This window comes from Serratia sp. Nf2 (assembly GCF_003028435.1).
In the GTDB taxonomy this organism is placed as follows: domain Bacteria; phylum Pseudomonadota; class Gammaproteobacteria; order Enterobacterales; family Enterobacteriaceae; genus Serratia; species Serratia marcescens_L.
The window spans coordinates 199,140-219,095 of sequence record NZ_PYTW01000003.1; the positions used below are offsets into that span (position 1 = coordinate 199,140).

Sequence of the window (19,956 nt, forward strand, 5' to 3'; positions counted from 1 at the left end):
GATATTCCCGCCTTACTTAAACTGTTTGAGGAAACGCAGATCGTTTTCGAAGAATGCGCGCAGGTCAGTGACGCCGTAACGCAGCATAGTCAGGCGCTCCATGCCCATACCGAAGGCGAAGCCGGAGTAAACTTCCGGATCGATGCCCACGTTGCGCAGCACGTTCGGATGCACCATGCCGCAGCCCAGCACTTCCAGCCACTTGCCGTTCTTGCCCATCACGTCCACTTCAGCGGACGGCTCGGTGAACGGGAAGTAGGACGGACGGAAACGAACCTGCAGGTCTTCTTCAAAGAAGTTGTTCAGGAAATCGTGCAGCGTGCCCTTCAGGTTGGTGAAGCTGATGTCTTTATCGACGATCAACCCTTCCATCTGGTGGAACATCGGGGTGTGAGTCTGATCGTAGTCGTTACGATAAACACGGCCCGGCGCAATGATGCGGATCGGCGGCTGCTGGTTCTTCATGGTGCGGATCTGCACGCCGGAAGTCTGGGTGCGCAGCAGGCGCGTGGCGTCGAACCAGAAAGTATCGTGGTCGGCGCGCGCCGGGTGATGCCCTGGAATGTTCAGCGCGTCGAAGTTATGGTAATCGTCTTCAATCTCCGGGCCGGTGGCAACGGAGAAGCCCAACTCGCCGAAGAAGGTTTCGATACGGTCGATGGTGCGGGTCACCGGGTGCAGGCCGCCGTTCTCCATGCGACGGCCCGGCAGGGACACGTCGATGGTTTCAGCCGCCAGGCGCGCGTTCAGCGCAGCGCTTTCCAGCGCGTTCTTACGCGCGTTCAGGGCGTCTTGCACCTCTTGCTTGGCCTGGTTGATCACCGCGCCGGCCGCCGGACGGTCTTCCGCCGGTACGTCACGCAGAGACTGCATCTGCAAGGTGAAATGACCTTTCTTGCCAAAATATTCGACGCGCACCAAATCTAACGCGGCAACATCCTGGGCATCTTCTACGGCTGCCTTGGCATTGGCAACCAGCTCTGCGAGATGTGGCATTGCTTTCCTCTTCCTCTGGCCGGGATGGCCCTAAGTAATTGTTATCTATTATTCGAACACGCCTTTGAGCAATCTTCAAAGACTTTTCAATGCGTTGTCGGCCAGGTGACTCACCTGCGCGGCACAGGGCCGGCTGAGCGTCTGCCACCCTCGCCGCAGCAATGTGCAAGGCGATACGATGGCCAAAAACAAAAAAGCCTCCACGAGGGAGGCTTAGGCGCTACTTTTCGTTTCTTTTCTTACGCGCAAAGCCTCCTGATATCAGGCGCTAAAGTAAAAAAAGAAACGAAAAATAGCTGCGTGCATGATTGCGGTACCTTGTCGATGATTGTCCACCAGTGATATAGCGGCGGGCAATGAAAGTCAATATTTGTCGCTGAAAACAAAGATTAAAAGAGGGAGCAAGCTCCCTCTTCTACTGACTTACGCCAGAGCTGCTTTCGCTTTCTCAACCAGTGCGCCGAAGGCCACTTTGTCGAAGACTGCGATGTCAGCCAGGATCTTACGGTCAATTTCGATCGACGCTTTTTTCAAGCCGTTGATGAACTTGCTGTAAGACAGACCGTTCTGACGAGCAGCTGCGTTGATACGTGCAATCCACAGCTGACGGAACTGACGCTTACGTTGACGACGGTCACGGTAAGCGTACTGGCCTGCTTTGATTACTGCCTGGAAGGCAACACGATATACGCGCGAACGGGCACCGTAGTAGCCTTTCGCCTGCTTCATAATTTTCTTGTGACGTGCGCGTGCAATTACACCACGTTTTACGCGAGCCATATGCTCTCTCCTAAAGTCTTATTCTAAATTCAAAAAAAATGGCTTATGCGTACGGCAGGCACGCGGTAACCAGGACCAGATCGTTTTTAGACACCATGCCTTTCGGACGCAGGTGACGTTTACGCTTGGTTGCTTTTTTGGTCAGAATATGACGCAGGTTGGCATGTTTACGCTTAAAACCACCGCTGCCGGTTTTTTTGAAGCGCTTGGCTGCACCGCGTACAGTTTTAATCTTTGGCATTTTAATTAAATCCACTTCGCATTGTTAAACAACGAATCAGTTGGGCGAATAAAACCCACACAGCGCAAGCGCCGCGCGGGTTCCATTACTTGTAAGCCTTACTGTTTCTTCTTAGGAGCGAGCACCATAATCATCTGGCGGCCTTCGATCTTCGTAGGGAAGGACTCGACCACTGCCAGATCCATATCTTCACACAGGTCTTTACGGACGCGGTTAAGCACTTCCATACCGATCTGCTGGTGCGCCATCTCACGCCCGCGGAAACGCAGGGTGATTTTGGCTTTATCGCCATCTTCCAGAAAGCGAATCAGGTTGCGTAGTTTGACCTGATAGTCGCCATCATCGGTGCCAGGACGGAATTTGATTTCCTTAACCTGGATAACTTTTTGCTTCTTCTTCTGTTCTTTCGTCGACTTGCTCTTCTCGTAGAGGAATTTGCCGTAATCCATGATTCGGCAAACTGGCGGTTCGGCATTTGGGCTGATTTCTACTAAATCAACGCCCGCTTCCTCAGCTTTTTCAAGAGCTTCATTCAGACTGACAATACCAATCTGCTCGCCATCGACGCCGGTTAGGCGAACTTCTTGCGCGCGAATTTCTCTGTTAATGCGATTAGGACGCGCCGGTTGAACTCGTTTTCCGCCTTTAATACTTTATTCCTCCAGTTGATGAAGACTACGGCTGCGAATCTCTTTCAGCAGCTTGTCTACGACTTCGTTTACGTCCAGGCTTCCCAGGTCTTTGCCACGGCGGGTACGAACGGCAACTTTGCCTGCTTCGACCTCTTTGTCGCCGCACACCAACATGTAAGGGACTCGACGTAAAGTATGTTCGCGAATTTTAAAGCCAATCTTCTCATTTCTCAAGTCCGCTTTCACGCGAATGCCTGCATCCTGCAGTTTTTTGGTCAATTGCTGGACATAATCAGACTGGCTGTCGGTGATATTCATCACCACCACCTGCACCGGAGCGATCCAGGTCGGGTAGAACCCGGCGTATTCTTCGGTAAGGATACCGATGAAACGTTCCATGGAGCCCAAAATGGCGCGGTGAATCATTACCGGCACGACGCGATCGTTGTTTTCGCCAACATACGAAGCGCCCAAACGGCCCGGCAAGAAGAAATCGAGCTGCACGGTACCACATTGCCATGCGCGATCCAAACAATCATGCAGGGTAAATTCAATTTTCGGTCCGTAGAAGGCGCCCTCACCCGGCTGATATTCAAACGGAATGCCGTTCTCGGTCAGCGCGGCGGCCAGGTCCTCTTCCGCACGGGTCCACATGTCGTCGGTGCCGATGCGTTTTTCCGGACGAGTCGACAACTTGACGGCAATCTTGTCGAAACCGAAAGTGCCGTACACGTCATACACCATGCGGATGCATTCGTTCACTTCGGCGCGCACCTGCTCTTCGGTACAGAAGATGTGGGCGTCATCTTGCGTGAAGCCGCGCACGCGCATCAGGCCATGCAGGGAACCCGATGGCTCGTTGCGGTGGCAGCTGCCGAATTCGCCCATGCGCAGCGGCAAATCGCGGTACGACTTCAGGCCCTGGTTGAAGATCTGCACGTGGCCCGGGCAGTTCATCGGCTTGATGCAGTATTCGCGGTTTTCCGACGCGGTGGTGAACATGGCGTCTTTGTAATTTTCCCAGTGGCCGGTTTTTTCCCACAGCACGCGGTCCATCATGAACGGACCTTTCACTTCCTGGTACTGATACTCTTTGAGCTTCATGCGCACGAAGGCTTCCAGCTCGCGGAAGATAGTCCAACCGTCGTTGTGCCAGAACACCATGCCCGGCGCTTCTTCCTGCATGTGATACAGGTCGAGCTGTTTGCCGATCTTGCGGTGATCGCGCTTGGCCGCTTCTTCCAGACGTTGCAGGTAGGCGTTCAACTGCTTCTTGTCTGCCCAGGCGGTACCGTAGATACGCTGCAGCATTTTGTTTTTGCTGTCGCCGCGCCAGTAAGCGCCGGAAGTTTTCTGCAGCTTGAAATGGTGGCAGAAACGCATGTTCGGCACGTGCGGACCGCGGCACATGTCGACGTATTCTTCGTGGTGATACAGGCCAGGACGATCGTCATGGCTGATGTTCTCATCCAGGATCGCCACTTTGTAGATTTCGCCGCGCTCAGCGAAGGTGTCGCGGGCTTCTTGCCAGCTGACCTTCTTCTTGATGACGTCGTAATCCTTATCGGCCAACTCGTGCATCCGCTTTTCCAGCAGATCCAGGTCTTCCTGCGTCAGGGTGCGGTCGATATCCACGTCATAATAGAAACCGTTGTCGATCACCGGACCGATCGCCATTTTGGTATCCGGCCACAGCTGCTTGATCGCATGACCCAGCAGGTGAGCGCAGGAGTGGCGCATGATTTCCAGACCGTCTTCATCTTTGATAGTGATGATGGCCAGCTGCGCATCCGATTCGATCAGATCGCCGGCATCAACCAGCTCGCCGTTGACGCGGCCGGCGATACAGGCTTTCGCCAGGCCAGGGCCGATATCGCGCGCGACATCCATCGGGGAAACGGGGTGGTCGAAATGACGCTGACTACCGTCAGGAAGAGTAATAACAGGCATTAATAATTCCTTATCTACAGTGGTGACCCACACGACAGATCACATGCAGTACGAAAATTGGATTTTGGGTTTGGTCAGCCAGGTTTCAGATCTCGCCCACAATTGCCAGATTGAAACCTCACTGGGTATACAGAATGGAACGCATACCTTCTCAGCCGCATTCGGCTAAGCGAATAGTATCACTAAAATTGTTCCGGATAAATAAAGTGCCGCCGCCCTCACACTTTCGCCTCATTCGGCGCAAAAACGGTTTTCATGTAGCTGAGGGTGGCCAGCAGGCACAGGCCGTAGCCCAGCAGTTCGCAGCCCTCTTCCACCATGTTTTTCACTACCCGGTTATAGCCGTCCAACATCAGCGTTTGCCACAACGCGCTCATGCCGAACAGGCGTGAAAACACCAGAATGCACAGCAGGCCCGCGCACATCATGCCGTAGCCGGGATGCGTCACGAAATCGGCCAGGCCGCGCACCGTCCCCGCAATGTGCCTGGCGGCATGCCACAGGCAGGCCAAGGCGACCGCCAGCGCGAACCACACCCAGGCGCCGTGCCACAGCGCATCGAAGGCGAAGTCCATCTCGCGGATCAACATGCAGAGAAAGAAGCCACCGACCAGCATCCAGGCGGAGCGGCGTTCGGCCTGTCGCCAGGCCGCGGCGAAAAAACCGCCGGCGATGGCGAGCAGCAACAGTTCCTGCGCCGCTTCGGTCAGCGAGGTTTCATGCACAAAATTATGCAGCCAGTGTACGTCGATAAACACCAGGCCGACCAAAGCCGCCAAAAAAGCGCCGTAGAACAGAAAGGCAACGGCCTTCCCCAGCAAAATATGCAGTTCTTGTTTCATAATCACACTCATTATTATTTACAGCGCATCTATGTTATCCACCTGTTCTCAGGGATCGTGGCAATTGATGCCTAATACCGTATACAGCGATAAAGGTGGTCATTAATCACGCCGCAAACAATAAAAACCCCGGCACATGGCCGGGGGGAAGCGCCAGTCTTTCCTGGCTGTCATTTCATCACCGTCAGTATTTCAGGCTCTCATCCCTCTATCATCGAGACGCGCAAACGAGCCTGGAAATTACGCCTGCGGAGATGATACGGTTACACGCCGGGCGTTGGTGTTAACGCCCCACAAGCCTGCCAATGCACTGACCACTGCGCCAATCAACAATGCAAAGAATGACCACAGGGCAGCCCGAGACAATTCGTCCGCAGCCGCGGCAGCCTGTTCGCGCGCCTTCTGTTTCAGCTCAGCATACTCCTGTTTTGCCTGATTGATTTTTGCTTCGGCTTCATCCAAACGCTGATTAACCAGCTGCGCAGTTTTATTTTTGGCGTCGACCAAATTCTTCACAGTCTGGTCTACTTCCTGCGGCGTCATATTGGTATTTTCAACCAGCGCTTTTTTCAGTGTGTCTTGATCCACATCTTGCGAGATGGCCTCACCATGTTTTTTAAGCTTGTCGACCAGTTGCTTAATAATTGCATCGCTATTGTCAGGCTGAAGTGCCAGGGCTTTTACTGCGTCTGCCAAATCAGTCTTGGCCGCATTCAACTGTTGCTGCATGAATTCAGGCTGCAATGACGGAATACCACTTTTTTTAAGCGCCGTAACCACATCACCATGCAGCTGTTCAGGTTCCAACGTGGTGTCTATACCCAACTTGTCAAACACCTTGCCACCCACGTCCGCTAACCCGGTTGCCCCTTTGCCAATCGCTGAACCGGCACCGGAGAGCAAGCTGCCAGAGGTCGAAGCGATAGCACCCAGCGCATTGCCGGTGGCCTTCACTGCAGACCCGACCAGCATCCCGCCCAGCACCGCCGCCACAATCAGTGACGTAGCCCATACCAGGAAGCCATGAATAAGGCCGTCATTAGCAGCCAAACGTCCGGCAATAAAAGCGCCGGCAGCCAAGCTAATAATGATTGAAACAGCGGACCAAATCACTACGGTGGTACCGGCTCCATTGATTGGATCGTCTGACGTCGGATCCACGATGGAAAATCCAAGGCTGGTGCCCAACGTCGACAGCAACAGTGAAACAGCCAATACGGTGATAACACCACCAATGACGCTGCCCCAGGAGATTTTTTTCGCCGCTACCCATTCTTTTGCCACTTCCATAGTAAAACTCCTTTTAAGCTTTTCGATTATAAAGAAATGCCACAAAGCCTTACCAGTATAGAAGTGTTTAATCTCTTAAGCGGTTAAATGGTAAAAACAGTTAAAAATAATTAATCATAATTGCAGCACGGGCGTGCCTACTCTCGGCGACAACACGCTGACAGAGCGTCTTGGCATCACTATCCTTACGTTATTCACGGGTGAACAGGTCTTGAGCTCATAATATGAACCGGTTACTCGCAGTCCTCGTCGTGCTATGCGCGGTATTAGCGACGCTGTATGGGCGGGTGCATTTTGGCGCGCGTTCAGTGCCGCGGGCGATTGCGGTCAATGAAGCGCCGCTGGGGTGTGAGGATGAACCGGAGCTCGCCGGCGAGTGCAACGGCGAAGATGAAACGCCGGCCGACGGTTAATTAACCTTACGAGCTATGCCCATTGCCGCCAGGCACGCGGCAGGCTAGGCTGTTCAGCTCATGGGCCGCCGCGTGGCGGCTTGAACGTTGCACAGGGAGTTTTTTATGACGGGTATTTTGCAGTTATTCCAGGCCATCGGACTGGGTTTGGTGCTGCTGTTGCCGCTGGCCAACCCGCTGACCACGGTGGCGTTGCTGCTCGGGTTGTCCGGTAATATGACGCGCGAAGAGCGCAACCAGCAGTCGCTGATGGCCTCGGTTTATGTGTTCTGCATCATGACGGTGGCGTTTTACGCCGGGCAGGTGGTGATGAACACCTTCGGCATTTCGATCCCCGGCCTGCGCATCGCCGGCGGCCTGATCGTCGCCTTCATCGGTTTCCGCATGTTATTCCCTCAGCAGAGCCCTGAAGAGGCGCCGGAGGTGGAGAGCAAGTCGCACGAGCTGCGGCACAAGACGTCGGCCAACATTGCCTTCGTGCCGCTGGCCATGCCGAGCACAGCCGGGCCGGGCACCATCGCGATGATCATCAGTTCGGCGTCGAGCGTCAAGGCGAACTCGCTGGGTTTTGAACCCTGGGTACTGGCGGTGGCACCGGTCGCCATCTTCCTGACGGTCGCGGTGATCCTGTGGGGCTGCCTGCTCAGTTCCGGCGCTATCATGCGGTTGGTGGGGAAAAGCGGCATCGAGGCGATCTCGCGCCTGATGGGCTTCCTGCTGGTGTGCATGGGCGTGCAGTTCATCATCAACGGCGTACTGGAGATCATCTCCACCTATACGCCGGCCGCCGCCTAAAGATCAAAAACGGGCGCGTCGTCGCGCCCGTTGCCGTTATTTCCCCGTCGGCGCCTGCGCGCCCAAAATGCCCTTGCCTTCCGGCACTTCGGTAAAACGGCTGAGGATCTCGCTGTAGGTCCTGGCCGGATCCAGATCCGGGAACTGTGCCGGATAGATAAACTTCGCCAGATACTCCAGCCCGACAATGTTGTACGGATGGTTGTAGAAGTTATGGTAGATGCCGTAGAAGCGCCCTTCTTTCACCGCCGACACCTGCGCGAAGCCCGGACGCTGTTTCATGCGGTTGAAAGCCTCATCCACCTGCTGCTGCGTGACGCCATAGCCAAACGGCACCGCGGCGTTGGTCTTGCTGGCCCACTGCGAGCCGGAAACGATGTAGGCATCCGGTTTCATGGCGATCACTTTTTCCAGCGCCACGTCGCCGGTCGCGCCCGGTAACAGCGCAGAGCCGATGTTGCGCGCGCCGACCGCCTCTACCAGAGCCCCCCAACCGACGTGAGCATGGGTGAAGCAGCAAGATTCCAGCCCGTTCAGGCCGGCCTTGGCTTCGAAGAATACCAGCGGCTTGGGTTCCACCGCCTGCGTCTTGGCCAGAATGGCCTGATAGTGCTGCTGATAATAATCGGTATATTGTTTGGCTTCACTTTCGCGGTTGAGGGTTTCCCCCAGCAGCGTCACGCTTTTCGGCGTGTTTTCCACCGGCTTGAGCATGGTGTCGATAAACAGCACCGGCACGTTCAACGCCTTCAGCTTATCCAGCACGCCGGTTTGGCTCAGGGAAGGTTTGGAGCGCAGCTGGGCGATCATCAGATCGGGCCGCTTGGCGATCACGCTCTCCAGATTCACTTCACCTTTGTCGCTAAAGCCCATATCGATGATATTTTTCGCCGCCGGCCATTTGCTCTGCAAGATAGTCCAGGTCGCCGCGTCACTTTTCTTCAGCAGGTTGTTCCAGGCTACCAGCCGGCCGAACGGGTTGGCACGATCGAGCAGCGCCAGCGTGAGAATGTCGCGCCCGTCCTGCACCACGATGCGTTTCGGTTCTTGCTGGAGGGTGAGCGTCTGGCCGGAGGTGTCGGTCAGGGTCAACGGATAGGTGGTGGCCATCGCCGGAGAGGCTAACACGGCGGCGCAAACCAGCGCCGGCAAAGTGATTCGACGGTGCACGAAAGACTCCTTAGTCATGAACACAATCAGGAAATACTAATGAGAATGGCTTGCATTATCAAAGATAACGCCCAGCAACCCGGCGATTAATTGCAAAGGGATGTGTAGAGAGAGGTTGAGAGGCGCGCCGGAAGCGGCGCGCCCAAGGGATCATACCAGGCCGTAGATCAGCGCCGACAGCGCAATCAGGCCCATCACCAGCACGAAGACGTTGCTCGCCGCGCGGTATTTACGCATCGCCGGCACCGCGCGCACCGCGTACATCGGCAGAATGAACAGGATGGCGGCAATCAGCGGGCCGCTGATGGTTTCGATGATGTGCAGCGCGCTGGGGTTCCACACCGTTGCCGCCCAGGTGAGCAGGAACAGCGCCACCGCCGAAATGCGGTGCGTCATACGCGAACTGAGCGGTTTGCCGACCGCGCGCGTGACGCCGTCGATCAGGCTGGTCGCCCCTTCCGTTACCCCCAGCGAGGTGCCGAGATAGGATTTAGCCATTGCCAGCATCGCCATCACCGGGCCGAGATAGGCAATCAGCGGGTTGGAAAACTTGTTGGCCAGGGTGGTCAGCACCGTGATGTTCTGATCTTTCGCCTGCTGCATGTCTTCATGGGACAGGCTCAGCACACAGCTGAACACGAAAAACAGCACGGTGACGCAGATCAGCACATAGCTGTAGCGCATAATGCGCGCGCAGCGGCGTTCCGCCTTATCGCCATACAGGCTCTTCTGGGTCGAGGCGAAGGAAGAGATGATCGGCGCATGGCTGAAGGAGAACACCATCACCGGCACCGCCAGCCACAGCGAATGCCACAGCCCCGGCGTGTCGAAGCGGGTGGCGGCCAGGCCATGAACGAAGTTGGCGGTATTCCAGCTCGGCATCAGGTACAGCGAAATGCCCATCAGGAACACCAGCAGCGGGAACACCAGCATGCCCATCGCCGCCACGATGCTGTCTTTGCCGCGCAGCAGCACCAGATTCAGCACCACCACCACCGCCAGGCTCAGCCAGATGCGCGGCAGCGGCGCCACGTGGAACTGGTGGATCAGGAAGCTGTCCAGCGCGTTGGTGATCGAAATGCTGTACACCAGCACGATCGGGAAGAACGCCATCAGATACAGCATCATGATGATTTTGCCGGCCAGCACGCCGAAGTGTTCCACCACCACATCGTGAATATTGCCGTCGCGGCTGGAGCCGGAAAGCACGAAGCGGCTGAGCGCACGGTGCGGCAAATAGGTCAGCGGAAAAGCGAACAGCGCCATCAACAGCAGTACCAGCGGGCCGTTCAAACCGGCGTTGATCGGCAAGAACAGCGTGCCGGCGCCCACCGCGGTGGCATAGAGACCGAACATCCAGACGGTGTCGGTTTTGTTCCATTTGGCAGGCTGAGCGGCCGTCAGCGTGCCTGAATCGGGAGAAATCGTACTCATGAGACAGTCTACCTTAATCTGCGGCGCCAACGATTGCGCCTAACGGGATATCCTTCTCCGCGAACTTTTTAATAGTAATCAGTGAATTAAAGCGATATTTCATACTTACGCCTGATGGAAGGACGGCAAAGGATAATGAAAAATACCCTGCGGGTCTATGTTTTATCGGCCGAACGGACGATTTGCGAACAGGAAATGCTGAAAAAACCGGCACAGGCAGGAAAAACTAAGGGCCCCTTGCGGAGCCCTTAAGCGGTTTACTTCTTCGCGTCCGGATGGTCCGGCACCTCGGCGCTGCCCATCTCCTTCTCGTCGCGGATCATCGAGCGGTCTTTACGCACGTCGGCCACGTCGGAGGCGCTCACCGGTTTGGCGCTGTTGCCCCAGCTGGTGCGAATGAAGTTCACCACGTCCGCCACCTGCTGATCGTTCAGACGCCAGCCAAACGGCGGCATGGTGATGTTGGACACCGCCCCCTGCACCGCCGGCGTAGTGTTGCCGGTCAGCACGATGTGGATCAGCGAGGTCGCGTCCTCGGTCTGCACCACCGGGTTGCCCTTCAGCGACGGGAAGGCGCGCTTGTAGCCCACGCCGTCGGTGCGGTGGCAGGCCGCGCAGTTATCGACATACAGCGCCGCGCCAGGCTTGCTGTCGTCGCCGCGCCACAGATCCTTGGCCACGCTGTCTTCCACCGGTGCCGCCTGCTGCTTGCCGTCTTTCGGCGGCAGCGATTTCAGGTAGCGCGCGATGGCGGTCAGATCGTCGTCGCTCAGGTATTGCAGGCTGTGCTCCACCACGTCGCTCATGCCGCCAAACACGATCGCCTTTTCGTTACGGCCGGTTTTCAGGAACTCGGTCAGCTCGGCTTCGCTCCAGCTGCCCAGGCCATCCTTGCGGTCGCTTCGCAGGCTGGAAGCCACCCAGCCGTCGATCGGCGCGTTGCTGCCGGACAGATAGTTGTCGCTTTCGCTGTTGCTCAGCGCTTTTTCCTGCATGGTGATGCTGCGCGGGGTATGGCAGGCACCGCAGTGGCCCAGGCCTTCCACCAGGTAGCGACCGCGCTCGATCACCGGATCGGCCTTGGCGTCAGCCACGAAGTCCGCCGGCGACGGTGCGAACATGCCGCGCCAGATGCTCAGCGGCCAGCGCATCGACAGCGGCCACGGGATGTCGGAGTCCTTGTTGGCCTGCTCCACCGGCTGCACGCCGTGCATGAAATAGGCATACATGGCGCGCATGTCGTCCTCTTTCACCAGCGCGAAAGACGGATACGGCATCGCCGGATACAGGGTGCTGCCATTTTTGGCTACGCCCTTACGCACCGCGTTGTCGAAATCCTCGAAGCTGTAATCGCCGATGCCGGTTTTCTTGTCCGGCGTGATGTTGGTGGAGTAAATGGTGCCGATCGGCGTCTCCATCGCCAGACCGCCGGCGAAGGTTTTACCGCTCTTGCCGTCGGTGTGGCAGGCCACGCAGTCGCCGGCGCGCGCCAAGTATTCACCGCGCTTGATAAGCTCGCTGCTGACGGTGGCGTCCTGCGCCCAAACGGAAAAACTCACTGCACTGAGAACCAGTGCCGGTACAAATGCTTTCATCGTTCGCCGTCCTTATGCCTGCACCAATGGGCCTGGGTTTTTCAGATACTGCTCGCGAATAGCGCGGGCAGACCAATAAGCCAATGCCGCCACGGTGCCGGTCGGGTTGTAGCCCAGCCCCTGCGGGAAGGCCGATGCACCGATCGAGAACACGTTGTGCACGTCCCAGCTCTGCAGATAGCGGTTGACCGCGCTGGTCTTCGGATCTTCCCCCATTACCGCGCCGCCGTTCATGTGGGTGGTCTGGTAACTGGTGGTGTCGAAGTGGCTGTTGGCGTTTTTCGGGCTGCCGGCGATCAGTTTCGGGTTCATCGCCTTGGCGATCGGCGCCATCTTGTCGTACATGAACTGCGCCATCTTGATGTCGTTTTCCTGCCAGTCGAACGTCATGCGCAGCAGCGGCTGGCCAAAGACGTTCTTGTAGTTGGGATCGAGATCCAGATAGTTGTTGCGGTACGACTGGTGCGCGCCGTGAGCGTCCATCGAAACGTGGTGGGTGTAGGCATCCGCCACCGCCGCTTTCCACTTGCTGCCCCAGGCCGGGGTGCCCGGAGGCGTCGGCAGGCCGGAGATCGGCTTGGTGCCCGCCTGGTTGACCCAGAACGGCGAACCGCCGACGAAGCCTTCTTTGGCGTGGTCGAAGTTATCGGCGTTGAAGTCGTCTACGCCCACGCCGTTGCCGCCGGCGCCGATGAACGGGTTGGTGAACACGTCTTTATCGAAGAACGCCTTGATGGTGGTCATGTTCTGGTAGGCGAAGTTGCGCCCGACCACGCCTTCGCCGGTCACCGGATCGTAAGGCTTGCCGATGCCGGACAGCAGCATCAGGTGCACGTTGTGGAACTGGAACGCGCCCAGGATCACCAGATCGGCCGGCTGTTCAATCTCGCGGCCCTGCGCATCGACGTAGTTCACGCCGGTAGCGCGGGACTTGTCGTCGGTCAGATTGACCTTCAGCACGTTGGCGTTGGTGCGCAGCTCGAAGCGTTTCTCCATGCGCAGCGCCGGCAAGATGTTGACGTTCGGCGAAGCTTTGGAATACATGTAGCAGGCGTAGCCGCTGCAGAAACCGCAGAAGTTGCACGGGCCCATCTGCGCGCCGTACGGGTTGGTGTAAGAGTCCGAGGTGTTGGCGGACGGCAGGTTGTAAGGGTGATAACCCACCTCCAGCGCCGCTTTCTCGAACAGTTGGGCGGAGTAGGTATTTTTCTGCGCCGGCAGCGGGAAGTCGCTGGAGCGATCCGCCGCAAAGCGGTTGCCGCCCTTCTGCGCCACTTTCTGCCCTTTGATGGTCCAGGCGGTGCCGGAGGTGCCGAACACTTTCTCCGCTTTGTCGAAGAACGGTTCCAGCTCGTCGTAGGTCACGCCGAAGTCCTGGATGGTCATGTCCTTCGGAATGAAGTTTTTGCCGTAGCGCTCTTCATAGTGGCTGCGCATGCGCAGTTCGATCGGATCGACGCGGAAATGCACGCCCGACCAGTGCAGGCCGGCGCCGCCGACGCCGGTGCCCGGCAGGAACGCCGCCAGCTGGCGGTAAGGCACCGCGGTCTGGCTGCTGTTATGCCGAATGGTGACGGTGCTTTTCGACAGATCTTGGAACAGCTTGCGGCGGATGTTATAGGTCAGCTCGTCGATCACCTGCGGATAAGACCCGTCTGGATAGGTGTCGCGCATCGGGCCACGCTCCAGCGCCACCACGTTGAGGCCGGCCTCGGTCAGCTCTTTGGCCATGATCGCGCCCACCCAGCCGAAGCCGACGATCACCGCGTCTACTTTTTTCATTACCGTTGCCATGGTTAGCCCCTCTCCCCACGAATCGAGACCGGCGGGAAGGGATAACGCTCCCCTCGCTCAACCCAGTCCATAAAATCGGCGCGCGCGCCCGGAAAATTAATCAGCTTCCAGCCCACCATGTCTTTGTTGCCGCCATGGATAGGATCACTGAAGAAACCTTCGCGGGTGTTTTGCAGCAGATAGGAGAAGAACAGTTTCGACGGCAGCTGCTGGAACTCCGCCTCGCCGGACTCGAACTTTTGCAGCATGGCGTCTTGCTGCGCGCCATCCAGTTCGGCGAAGGGCTTGCCGGCGGTTTTCTTGCTGTAGGCATCGGCGTCACTGATGCCGAGGTTGTAGATTTGCTTGGGCACCAGCGGCAACTGATAGCCCATCTCTTTCGGCACATCGGGGTTGAACGGCCCCTGCATGTACCAGATGGAGCCGGTGGCGTACGGGGTATTCATCTGACGATCGATAAACTCCGGCACGCCGGCTTCCAGTGCGCCGGGGCCGCGTTCGTCGGCCGGGATCAGGCGCGCGACAGCGGCCTTGATGAAGGCCCACTCTTCCGGGGTGAAAAAGGTCGGTTGATAATCGTTCTGCGTTGAGGTGTTCGAGGCCGCGACCGCCGGTGTCGGTGCCGTCAGCGCGCCAACGCCGCTGCCACCAATTACCGCCGCAGGAATTAAGGTCATCGATTTCAACAAGAAATCGCGCCGCGAATTGTTGGTTTTATGATTCGACATGTCACATTCCATCCAAAGATAGTCACAACTATTTAACCGCAACCTTGCGATCGATACGGGTTTTTAAAATAATTTGTTACTTATTTGTATATTTATTGAAGGTCACAATGCGTTCAAACGCAAAAATGTTACCGGTAACTTATTGAATGAACGTAAAGATTTATCCGCTAACGTAAATTTAACTTTTCGTGCGGTTTTTCCGATAAGCGGTGAGGAAATAACGAAAAATGAGAAGTAGGTCGCGCACTGGAACGGCGCCGGAAACAAAATCGGCCGCGTTCAGCGGCCGATTCGACAAGGAAGAGGGTTACTGCGACATCGCCTGGTAGGCGGTGGTCACCTTCCACAAATAGCGCGGCGCCTGCGGCGCCGGGTGCTTTTTCTGGATGTGCTGATAAAACTCGTCCGGGCTCATCTGATTGATGCGATTCACCGCCACGCGCTTGTCCGAGGAGAAGGTGCGCAACATGGCGCCCGCCCCGTTCACGTACGAAACGATGGTGGCGTAACGCAGGGTCTGTGGGTTGTTGATCCCGGCTAGCTGCTGGCTTTGAAGAATATTGATATAGGCCGTTCCCAGATCAATATTGACCGCCGGATCCTTCAGCTCACGCGAGCTGGGTTGCCCGTTTCGTCCTTTCATGCGATAGGCGTCGCGGCCGGCGGTAGAAGCCTTAAGCTGCATCAATCCCACTGCGTTCGAGGTGCTGACCACGTTCGGGTTAAACCCGGACTCCACCTGAATAATCGCTTTAATCAGCGTTTCGTCAACGCCGTAGTTGCTGGCGGCCTGACGAATGTAATCGTTATAAGCAACCGGGGTGCCTGTGCGGTTTACCGGTGCCTGCGGAGGGGTTTTTAACCAACCGCCGCGCGTTGTGCCACTGCCTGAAATATTGCTTGCCGTTTGCGGGTCTTTGGCGCACCCCGACAAAAGCAAAATTGCCGTAAGGCAACCTATTTTTGTTTTCACAGAATCCCTCACTCCTTTCAATGAGTTGCGTAGCATATACAACTTGTAAGGACACCTGCAGTAATTTTTTGGGCTAATCTCAAGGTATCCATATACCAAGAGGTGATTTATGAGTCAATCTGCAACAAACTGCTTTGTGGTGACTTTTCGCTATCAGGAAGAAGGATTAACCGACCTGGCGAAGCTGACCGGGCAATTGACGCGCGAAGGTTTTGTCACGTCGGTGACAGACGAAAATGGCGTTCACCATGAGCTCGGCAGCAACAGTTTTGCGTTCATAACCGTTCTGGATCAAGAGGATGTACAGCATCTGGCGCAGGGATTCGGGCAGTTGGCATTGGGAAAACAGCCGGAGGTGACGATATGCGCCTGTGAGGACTACCTTCAGCGGTTACATACTGATACATAAAATGCTATAACTCCCCGGACGGTATTATTTTTTCAGTTGGAGAAATACCCCGCCGGCGGTGGGCAAGTGACGCTTGACTTCGCTTCAATTGATATTGATAATCATTTTCATTTGAACCAGGAGACGTCATCATGCCATTGATAAGTTGTGCTTTTCGCCGCAGTCGTCCTTCCCGCGCTGCCGCACTGTTACGCCCTTTCACGCTCGCCTGCCTGCTGCTCGGCGCCGCCTTGGTCAGCCAAAACGCGCTGGCGGAAAAAAAGCTGCGCGTGGTGACGACCTTTACCATCATTCAGGACATTGCCCAGAACGTGGCGGGTGATGCCGCCGTGGTGGAATCCATCACCAAGCCGGGCGCCGAGATCCACGACTATCAACCGACTCCGCGCGACATCGTCAAAGCGCAGCACGCCGACCTGATCCTGTGGAACGGCATGAACCTGGAACGTTGGTTCCAGCGCTTCTTCGAGAACATCAAACAGGTGCCGGCGGCGGTCGTGACCGAAGGCATCACCCCGCTGCCGATCCGCGAAGGGCCGTATAACGGCAACCCGAACCCGCATGCCTGGATGTCGCCAAGCAACGCGCTGGTGTACATCGAGAACATTCGCAAAGCGCTGGTGGAGCACGATCCGGCCCATGCGGAAACTTATAACCGCAACGCCAAAGCCTACGCAGAGAAAATCGGCGCGCTGGACGCCCCGCTGCGCGAACGCCTGGCGCGCATTCCGGCCGCACAGCGTTGGCTGGTGACCAGCGAAGGCGCCTTCAGCTACCTGGCGCAGGACTATCAGCTGAAAGAGGTTTATCTGTGGCCGATCAACGCCGATGAGCAAGGTTCGCCGCAGCAGGTGCGCCGGGTGATCGACGCGGTGCGCGCCCACCATATTCCGGTGGTGTTCAGCGAGAGCACCATTTCCGACAAGCCGGCCAAGCAGGTGGCGAAAGAAACCGGCGCCAAATACGGCGGCGTGCTGTACGTGGATTCGCTGTCCACCCGCGACGGCCCGGTGCCGACCTATATCGACCTGCTTAACACCACCGTGCAAACCATCGCCAAAGGATTCGATCAATGACCCATGAACCGTTTGTCCGCCCTGAATTGAACGTGGACGACGTCACCGTGACCTACAACAACGGACACACTGCCATTCACAACGCCAGCTTTACCCTGGGCGGCGGTTCGATCTGCGCGCTGGTCGGCGTCAACGGCAGCGGTAAATCAACGTTGTTCAAAAGCATCATGGGCCTGGTCAGGCCCACCGCCGGCCGGGTGTCGCTCAGCGACAAACCGGTGGCGGACGCGCTGAAAAAGAACCTGATCGCCTACGTGCCACAGACCGAAGACGTCGATTGGAACTTCCCGGTGCTGGTGGAAGACGTGGTGATGATGGGCCGCTACGGCAAGATGAATTTCCTGCGCATTCCTTCGCGCGAGGATCGGTTGCGGGTCGACAAGGCGCTGGAACGCGTCGGCCTGAGCGAGCTGCGCAGCCGGCAGATCGGCGAGCTGTCCGGTGGCCAGAAGAAGCGCGTGTTCCTGGCGCGTGCGCTGGCGCAACAGGGCACCGTGCTGCTGCTGGATGAACCGTTCACCGGCGTGGATGTGAAAACTGAGAATGCCATTATCGAGCTGCTGCGCGCATTGCGCGACGAGGGGCATTTGATTCTGGTCTCCACCCACAACCTCGGCAGCGTGCCGGAGTTTTGCGATCGGGTGATCCTCATCAATCGCACAGTGCTGGCCGCCGGCCCGACCGAGACCACCTTCACCCAGAGCAACCTGGAGCAGGCATTCGGCGGCGTGCTGCGCCATATTAACCTCTCCGGTCCGGATCTGCACGACGACAACGATCCGCGCACCGTTACGGTGTTGACCGACGATGAGCGCCCGGCGGTGTTCTACGGCCATACCAAGAGCGATCCGCCGGCCAACAGCCAGGCCAGGGAGAAACAATCCTGATGCTGGACCTTCTGCTGCAACCTTTCAGTTACAACTATATGGTGAAGGCCATCTGGGTCAGCGCCATCGTCGGCGCCGCCTGCGCGTTCCTGTCCGCCTACCTGATGTTGAAAGGGTGGTCGCTGATGGGCGATGCGCTGTCGCACTCGGTGGTGCCCGGCGTGGCCGGCGCCTACGCCCTCGGCCTACCCTACGCCGCCGGTGCCTTCTTCACCGGTATGCTGGCGGCGCTGGCGATGACGCTGGTGCGCCATATCACCCGGCTGCGCGAAGACGCCATCATCGGCTTTATCTTCTCCACCTTCTTCGCCGTCGGCCTGCTGATCGTGTCGCTCAACCCCACCTCGGTCAACGTACAGTCGATCATCTTCGGCAATATCCTCGGCATCGCCGACGAAGACGTGCTGCAGGTGGAAATCATCATCGGCGTTTCGCTGCTGATCCTGTGCCTGGTATGGAAAGACCTGCTGGCGGTGTTCTTCGACGAAAGCCACGCGGTGTCGATCGGCCTGTCGCCGCTGCGGCTTAAGATCCTGTTCTTCACCCTGCTCAGCGCCTGCACCGTCGCCGCGCTGCAAACCGTCGGCGCCATTCTGGTGATCGCCATGGTGATCACCCCGGGCGCCACCGCCTACCTGCTGACCGACCGTTTCAGCCGGCTGGTGATCATCGCCATCATCATCGGCGCGTTGACCAGCGGCGTCGGCGCCTACCTGAGCTTCTTCCTCGACGGCGCCACCGGGGGCGTGATCGTCACCCTGCAAACGCTGGTGTTCCTGGCGGCGTTCTTCTTCGCGCCGAAACACGGCCTGCTGGCGGCAAAACGTCGCGTAGCACAGTCACAAACCGGAGGCCGCTGATGGACACGCTCTACCAACTGCTCAGCGAACCCTTCGCCTACCCGTTCATGCAGCGGGCGATCGTCGCCGCCATCGTCACCGGCGTAGTGTGTGCCGTGCTCTCCTGTTATCTGGTGCTCAAAGGGTGGTCGCTGATGGGCGACGCCATCTCGCACGCGGTGCTGCCCGGCATCGTGGTGGCGTTCGTGGTCGGCATCCCGCTGGCGATCGGCGCGTTCCTCTCCGGCATCTTTTGCGCGGTGGCCACCGGCTACCTGAAAGAGAACAGCCGGGTAAAAGAAGACACGGTGATGGGCATCGTCTTTTCCGGCATGTTCGCCTTCGGCCTGGTGCTGTTCTCGCGCATCGACACCGACCAGCACCTGAGCCACATTCTGTTCGGCAACATGCTGGGCATTACCGACGGCGAGCTGAAGCAAACCCTGCTGATCGCCAGCATCACCCTGGCGGTGGTGCTGCTCAAGCGCAAAGACTTCATGCTGTACTGCTTCGATCCGCATCATGCGCGGGTGATTGGCCTGCCGGTCAAGCTGCTGCACTACGGGCTGCTGTGCCTGCTGGCGATGACCATCGTCGCCTCGCTGCAGGCCGTGGGGGTGATCCTGGTGATCGCCATGCTGATCGCCCCTGGCATCATCGCCTTTATGCTGTGCCGCCGCTTCGATCGCATGCTGATGGTGGCGACGGTGGTGTCGGTGTTCTCTTGCGTGCTCGGCACCCTGATCAGTTTCCACATCGACGGCGCCACCGGGCCCTGCATCGTCATTGTGCAAGCCGTGCTGTTCGTTATCGCTTTGTTGTACAGTAAATTGCGTCCGTTACAGCGTAACCAAACCGCCCTGAGCGGCAGTTAAGCGCCCCTCTGATGCGGCGGTGATCCCCGCCGCATCCTGTTTCCCCTGCTCGCTTATCCGTTGTCATCAAGTTGCAACCGGTATTGCGCTTAAATTAATCAATAGGGTATATACTTTGAGCTGGCGAGGCGCTGAAAAAATCGCCACCTTTGACGCCGGCTGTGCGCCGCGTCGTGTTTTCACCACGGGAAAGACGCTAACCTAATGAATTATCAGGCAGCACAGAGGGGGAAATAC

General features: G+C 57.4%; 21 protein-coding genes and 1 other annotated feature. Of the genes, 7 read left to right on the plus strand and 14 right to left on the minus strand.

All coding sequences use genetic code 11. The features are described from left to right. Positions 1 to 12 precede the first annotated feature (12 nt). From pheS to C9411_RS08770, 8 genes are all read right to left on the minus strand, one after another. A complete protein-coding gene (gene pheS, locus C9411_RS08735; protein WP_004931416.1) occupies positions 13 to 996 on the minus strand; it encodes a phenylalanine--tRNA ligase subunit alpha in 984 nt (327 codons plus the stop codon). A gap of 187 nt (positions 997 to 1,183) precedes the next feature. After that, positions 1,184 to 1,306 (minus strand) — a sequence feature (Phe leader region). After that, complete coding sequence (gene pheM, locus C9411_RS25810; RefSeq protein WP_121626058.1) at positions 1,258 to 1,302, minus strand: pheST operon leader peptide PheM; 45 nt, start codon at positions 1,300 to 1,302, stop codon at positions 1,258 to 1,260. It overlaps the preceding feature by 45 nt. A 113-nt stretch (positions 1,307 to 1,419) precedes the next feature. Continuing rightward, complete coding sequence (gene rplT / locus C9411_RS08745; protein ID WP_004931417.1) at positions 1,420 to 1,776, minus strand: 50S ribosomal protein L20; 357 nt, start codon at positions 1,774 to 1,776, stop codon at positions 1,420 to 1,422. A gap of 43 nt (positions 1,777 to 1,819) precedes the next feature. Then, the gene (gene rpmI, locus C9411_RS08750; RefSeq protein WP_004931418.1) at positions 1,820 to 2,017 is read right to left on the minus strand and encodes a 50S ribosomal protein L35; all 198 of its coding nucleotides are present in this window, start codon (positions 2,015 to 2,017) and stop codon (positions 1,820 to 1,822) included. Between the two features lie 98 nt (positions 2,018 to 2,115). After that, on the minus strand, positions 2,116 to 2,667 hold the full coding sequence (gene infC, locus C9411_RS08755) for a translation initiation factor IF-3 (protein WP_048233542.1): 552 nt from the start codon (positions 2,665 to 2,667) through the stop codon (positions 2,116 to 2,118). Between the two features lie 3 nt (positions 2,668 to 2,670). Further along, the gene (thrS, locus tag C9411_RS08760) at positions 2,671 to 4,599 is read right to left on the minus strand and encodes a threonine--tRNA ligase (protein ID WP_025159696.1); all 1,929 of its coding nucleotides are present in this window, start codon (positions 4,597 to 4,599) and stop codon (positions 2,671 to 2,673) included. Between the two features lie 218 nt (positions 4,600 to 4,817). After that, positions 4,818 to 5,441 (minus strand): hypothetical protein, encoded by a 624-nt coding sequence (locus tag C9411_RS08765; protein ID WP_107226886.1) that lies wholly within the window; start codon positions 5,439 to 5,441, stop codon positions 4,818 to 4,820. Between the two features lie 240 nt (positions 5,442 to 5,681). Next, positions 5,682 to 6,731, minus strand: a complete 1,050-nt coding sequence (locus C9411_RS08770; RefSeq protein WP_039566428.1) for a hypothetical protein — start codon at positions 6,729 to 6,731, stop codon at positions 5,682 to 5,684. Between the two features lie 224 nt (positions 6,732 to 6,955). Here C9411_RS08770 and C9411_RS08775 point away from each other — a divergent pair, with 224 nt between their 5' ends. Together C9411_RS08775 and C9411_RS08780 are read left to right on the plus strand one after the other, a co-directional pair. Continuing rightward, complete coding sequence (locus C9411_RS08775) at positions 6,956 to 7,144, plus strand: hypothetical protein (RefSeq protein ID WP_063989682.1); 189 nt, start codon at positions 6,956 to 6,958, stop codon at positions 7,142 to 7,144. A gap of 105 nt (positions 7,145 to 7,249) precedes the next feature. Beyond that, positions 7,250 to 7,939: a MarC family NAAT transporter gene (locus C9411_RS08780; protein ID WP_063989681.1), complete on the plus strand. Its 690-nt coding sequence runs from the start codon at positions 7,250 to 7,252 to the stop codon at positions 7,937 to 7,939. 36 nt (positions 7,940 to 7,975) lie between these two features. On the opposite strand, the gene C9411_RS08785 is transcribed toward C9411_RS08780, so the two are convergent. The 6 genes from C9411_RS08785 to C9411_RS08810 all read right to left on the minus strand — a co-directional run bounded on the left by C9411_RS08785 (position 7,976) and on the right by C9411_RS08810 (position 15,633). Then, a complete protein-coding gene (locus C9411_RS08785) occupies positions 7,976 to 9,109 on the minus strand; it encodes an ABC transporter substrate-binding protein (RefSeq protein WP_063989680.1) in 1,134 nt (377 codons plus the stop codon). A gap of 150 nt (positions 9,110 to 9,259) precedes the next feature. After that, entirely contained in the window at positions 9,260 to 10,543 is a 1,284-nt protein-coding gene (locus C9411_RS08790; protein WP_063989679.1) for a hypothetical protein, read from the minus strand. 257 nt (positions 10,544 to 10,800) lie between these two features. Further along, on the minus strand, positions 10,801 to 12,138 hold the full coding sequence (locus C9411_RS08795) for a cytochrome c (RefSeq protein WP_107226887.1): 1,338 nt from the start codon (positions 12,136 to 12,138) through the stop codon (positions 10,801 to 10,803). 12 nt (positions 12,139 to 12,150) lie between these two features. Next, the gene (locus tag C9411_RS08800) at positions 12,151 to 13,932 is read right to left on the minus strand and encodes a GMC family oxidoreductase (protein WP_025302609.1); all 1,782 of its coding nucleotides are present in this window, start codon (positions 13,930 to 13,932) and stop codon (positions 12,151 to 12,153) included. Between the two features lie 2 nt (positions 13,933 to 13,934). Then, positions 13,935 to 14,660, minus strand: a complete 726-nt coding sequence (locus C9411_RS08805) for a gluconate 2-dehydrogenase subunit 3 family protein (protein WP_049198584.1) — start codon at positions 14,658 to 14,660, stop codon at positions 13,935 to 13,937. Positions 14,661 to 14,967: 307 nt separating this feature from the next. Further along, a complete protein-coding gene (locus C9411_RS08810) occupies positions 14,968 to 15,633 on the minus strand; it encodes a transglycosylase SLT domain-containing protein (protein ID WP_107226888.1) in 666 nt (221 codons plus the stop codon). 109 nt (positions 15,634 to 15,742) lie between these two features. Here C9411_RS08810 and ghoS point away from each other — a divergent pair, with 109 nt between their 5' ends. From ghoS to C9411_RS08835, 5 genes are all read left to right on the plus strand, one after another. Then, positions 15,743 to 16,042: a type V toxin-antitoxin system endoribonuclease antitoxin GhoS gene (gene ghoS, locus C9411_RS08815; protein WP_107226889.1), complete on the plus strand. Its 300-nt coding sequence runs from the start codon at positions 15,743 to 15,745 to the stop codon at positions 16,040 to 16,042. Between the two features lie 131 nt (positions 16,043 to 16,173). Further along, the gene (locus tag C9411_RS08820; protein WP_063989676.1) at positions 16,174 to 17,118 is read left to right on the plus strand and encodes a metal ABC transporter substrate-binding protein; all 945 of its coding nucleotides are present in this window, start codon (positions 16,174 to 16,176) and stop codon (positions 17,116 to 17,118) included. Further along, entirely contained in the window at positions 17,115 to 18,005 is an 891-nt protein-coding gene (locus C9411_RS08825; RefSeq protein ID WP_063989675.1) for a manganese/iron ABC transporter ATP-binding protein, read from the plus strand. The genes C9411_RS08820 and C9411_RS08825 overlap by 4 nt, the downstream gene beginning before the upstream one ends. Further along, positions 18,005 to 18,865: an iron/manganese ABC transporter permease subunit YfeC gene (gene yfeC, locus C9411_RS08830; protein ID WP_063989674.1), complete on the plus strand. Its 861-nt coding sequence runs from the start codon at positions 18,005 to 18,007 to the stop codon at positions 18,863 to 18,865. Before C9411_RS08825 ends, yfeC begins: the two co-directional genes overlap by 1 nt. Continuing rightward, entirely contained in the window at positions 18,865 to 19,719 is an 855-nt protein-coding gene (locus tag C9411_RS08835) for a metal ABC transporter permease (RefSeq protein WP_107226890.1), read from the plus strand. Before yfeC ends, C9411_RS08835 begins: the two co-directional genes overlap by 1 nt. Positions 19,720 to 19,956: the final 237 nt, after the last annotated feature.

Bases quoted from the DNA above. Each gene is read 5' to 3' on its own strand.
- pheS (WP_004931416.1), bottom strand. From the start codon at position 996: ATGCCACATCTCGCAGAGCTGGTTGCCAATGCCAAGGCAGCCGTAGAA.
- C9411_RS08790 (WP_063989679.1), bottom strand. From the start codon at position 10,543: ATGAGTACGATTTCTCCCGATTCAGGCACGCTGACGGCCGCTCAGCCT.
- C9411_RS08770 (WP_039566428.1), bottom strand. From the start codon at position 6,731: ATGGAAGTGGCAAAAGAATGGGTAGCGGCGAAAAAAATCTCCTGGGGC.
- C9411_RS08825 (WP_063989675.1), top strand. From the start codon at position 17,115: ATGACCCATGAACCGTTTGTCCGCCCTGAATTGAACGTGGACGACGTC.
- C9411_RS08780 (WP_063989681.1), top strand. From the start codon at position 7,250: ATGACGGGTATTTTGCAGTTATTCCAGGCCATCGGACTGGGTTTGGTG.
- rplT (WP_004931417.1), bottom strand. From the start codon at position 1,776: ATGGCTCGCGTAAAACGTGGTGTAATTGCACGCGCACGTCACAAGAAA.
- thrS (WP_025159696.1), bottom strand. From the start codon at position 4,599: ATGCCTGTTATTACTCTTCCTGACGGTAGTCAGCGTCATTTCGACCAC.
- C9411_RS08835 (WP_107226890.1), top strand. From the start codon at position 18,865: ATGGACACGCTCTACCAACTGCTCAGCGAACCCTTCGCCTACCCGTTC.
- C9411_RS08805 (WP_049198584.1), bottom strand. From the start codon at position 14,660: ATGTCGAATCATAAAACCAACAATTCGCGGCGCGATTTCTTGTTGAAA.
- C9411_RS08795 (WP_107226887.1), bottom strand. From the start codon at position 12,138: ATGAAAGCATTTGTACCGGCACTGGTTCTCAGTGCAGTGAGTTTTTCC.
- rpmI (WP_004931418.1), bottom strand. From the start codon at position 2,017: ATGCCAAAGATTAAAACTGTACGCGGTGCAGCCAAGCGCTTCAAAAAA.
- yfeC (WP_063989674.1), top strand. From the start codon at position 18,005: ATGCTGGACCTTCTGCTGCAACCTTTCAGTTACAACTATATGGTGAAG.
- C9411_RS08800 (WP_025302609.1), bottom strand. From the start codon at position 13,932: ATGGCAACGGTAATGAAAAAAGTAGACGCGGTGATCGTCGGCTTCGGC.
- C9411_RS08820 (WP_063989676.1), top strand. From the start codon at position 16,174: ATGCCATTGATAAGTTGTGCTTTTCGCCGCAGTCGTCCTTCCCGCGCT.
- ghoS (WP_107226889.1), top strand. From the start codon at position 15,743: ATGAGTCAATCTGCAACAAACTGCTTTGTGGTGACTTTTCGCTATCAG.
- C9411_RS08765 (WP_107226886.1), bottom strand. From the start codon at position 5,441: ATGAAACAAGAACTGCATATTTTGCTGGGGAAGGCCGTTGCCTTTCTG.
- C9411_RS08775 (WP_063989682.1), top strand. From the start codon at position 6,956: ATGAACCGGTTACTCGCAGTCCTCGTCGTGCTATGCGCGGTATTAGCG.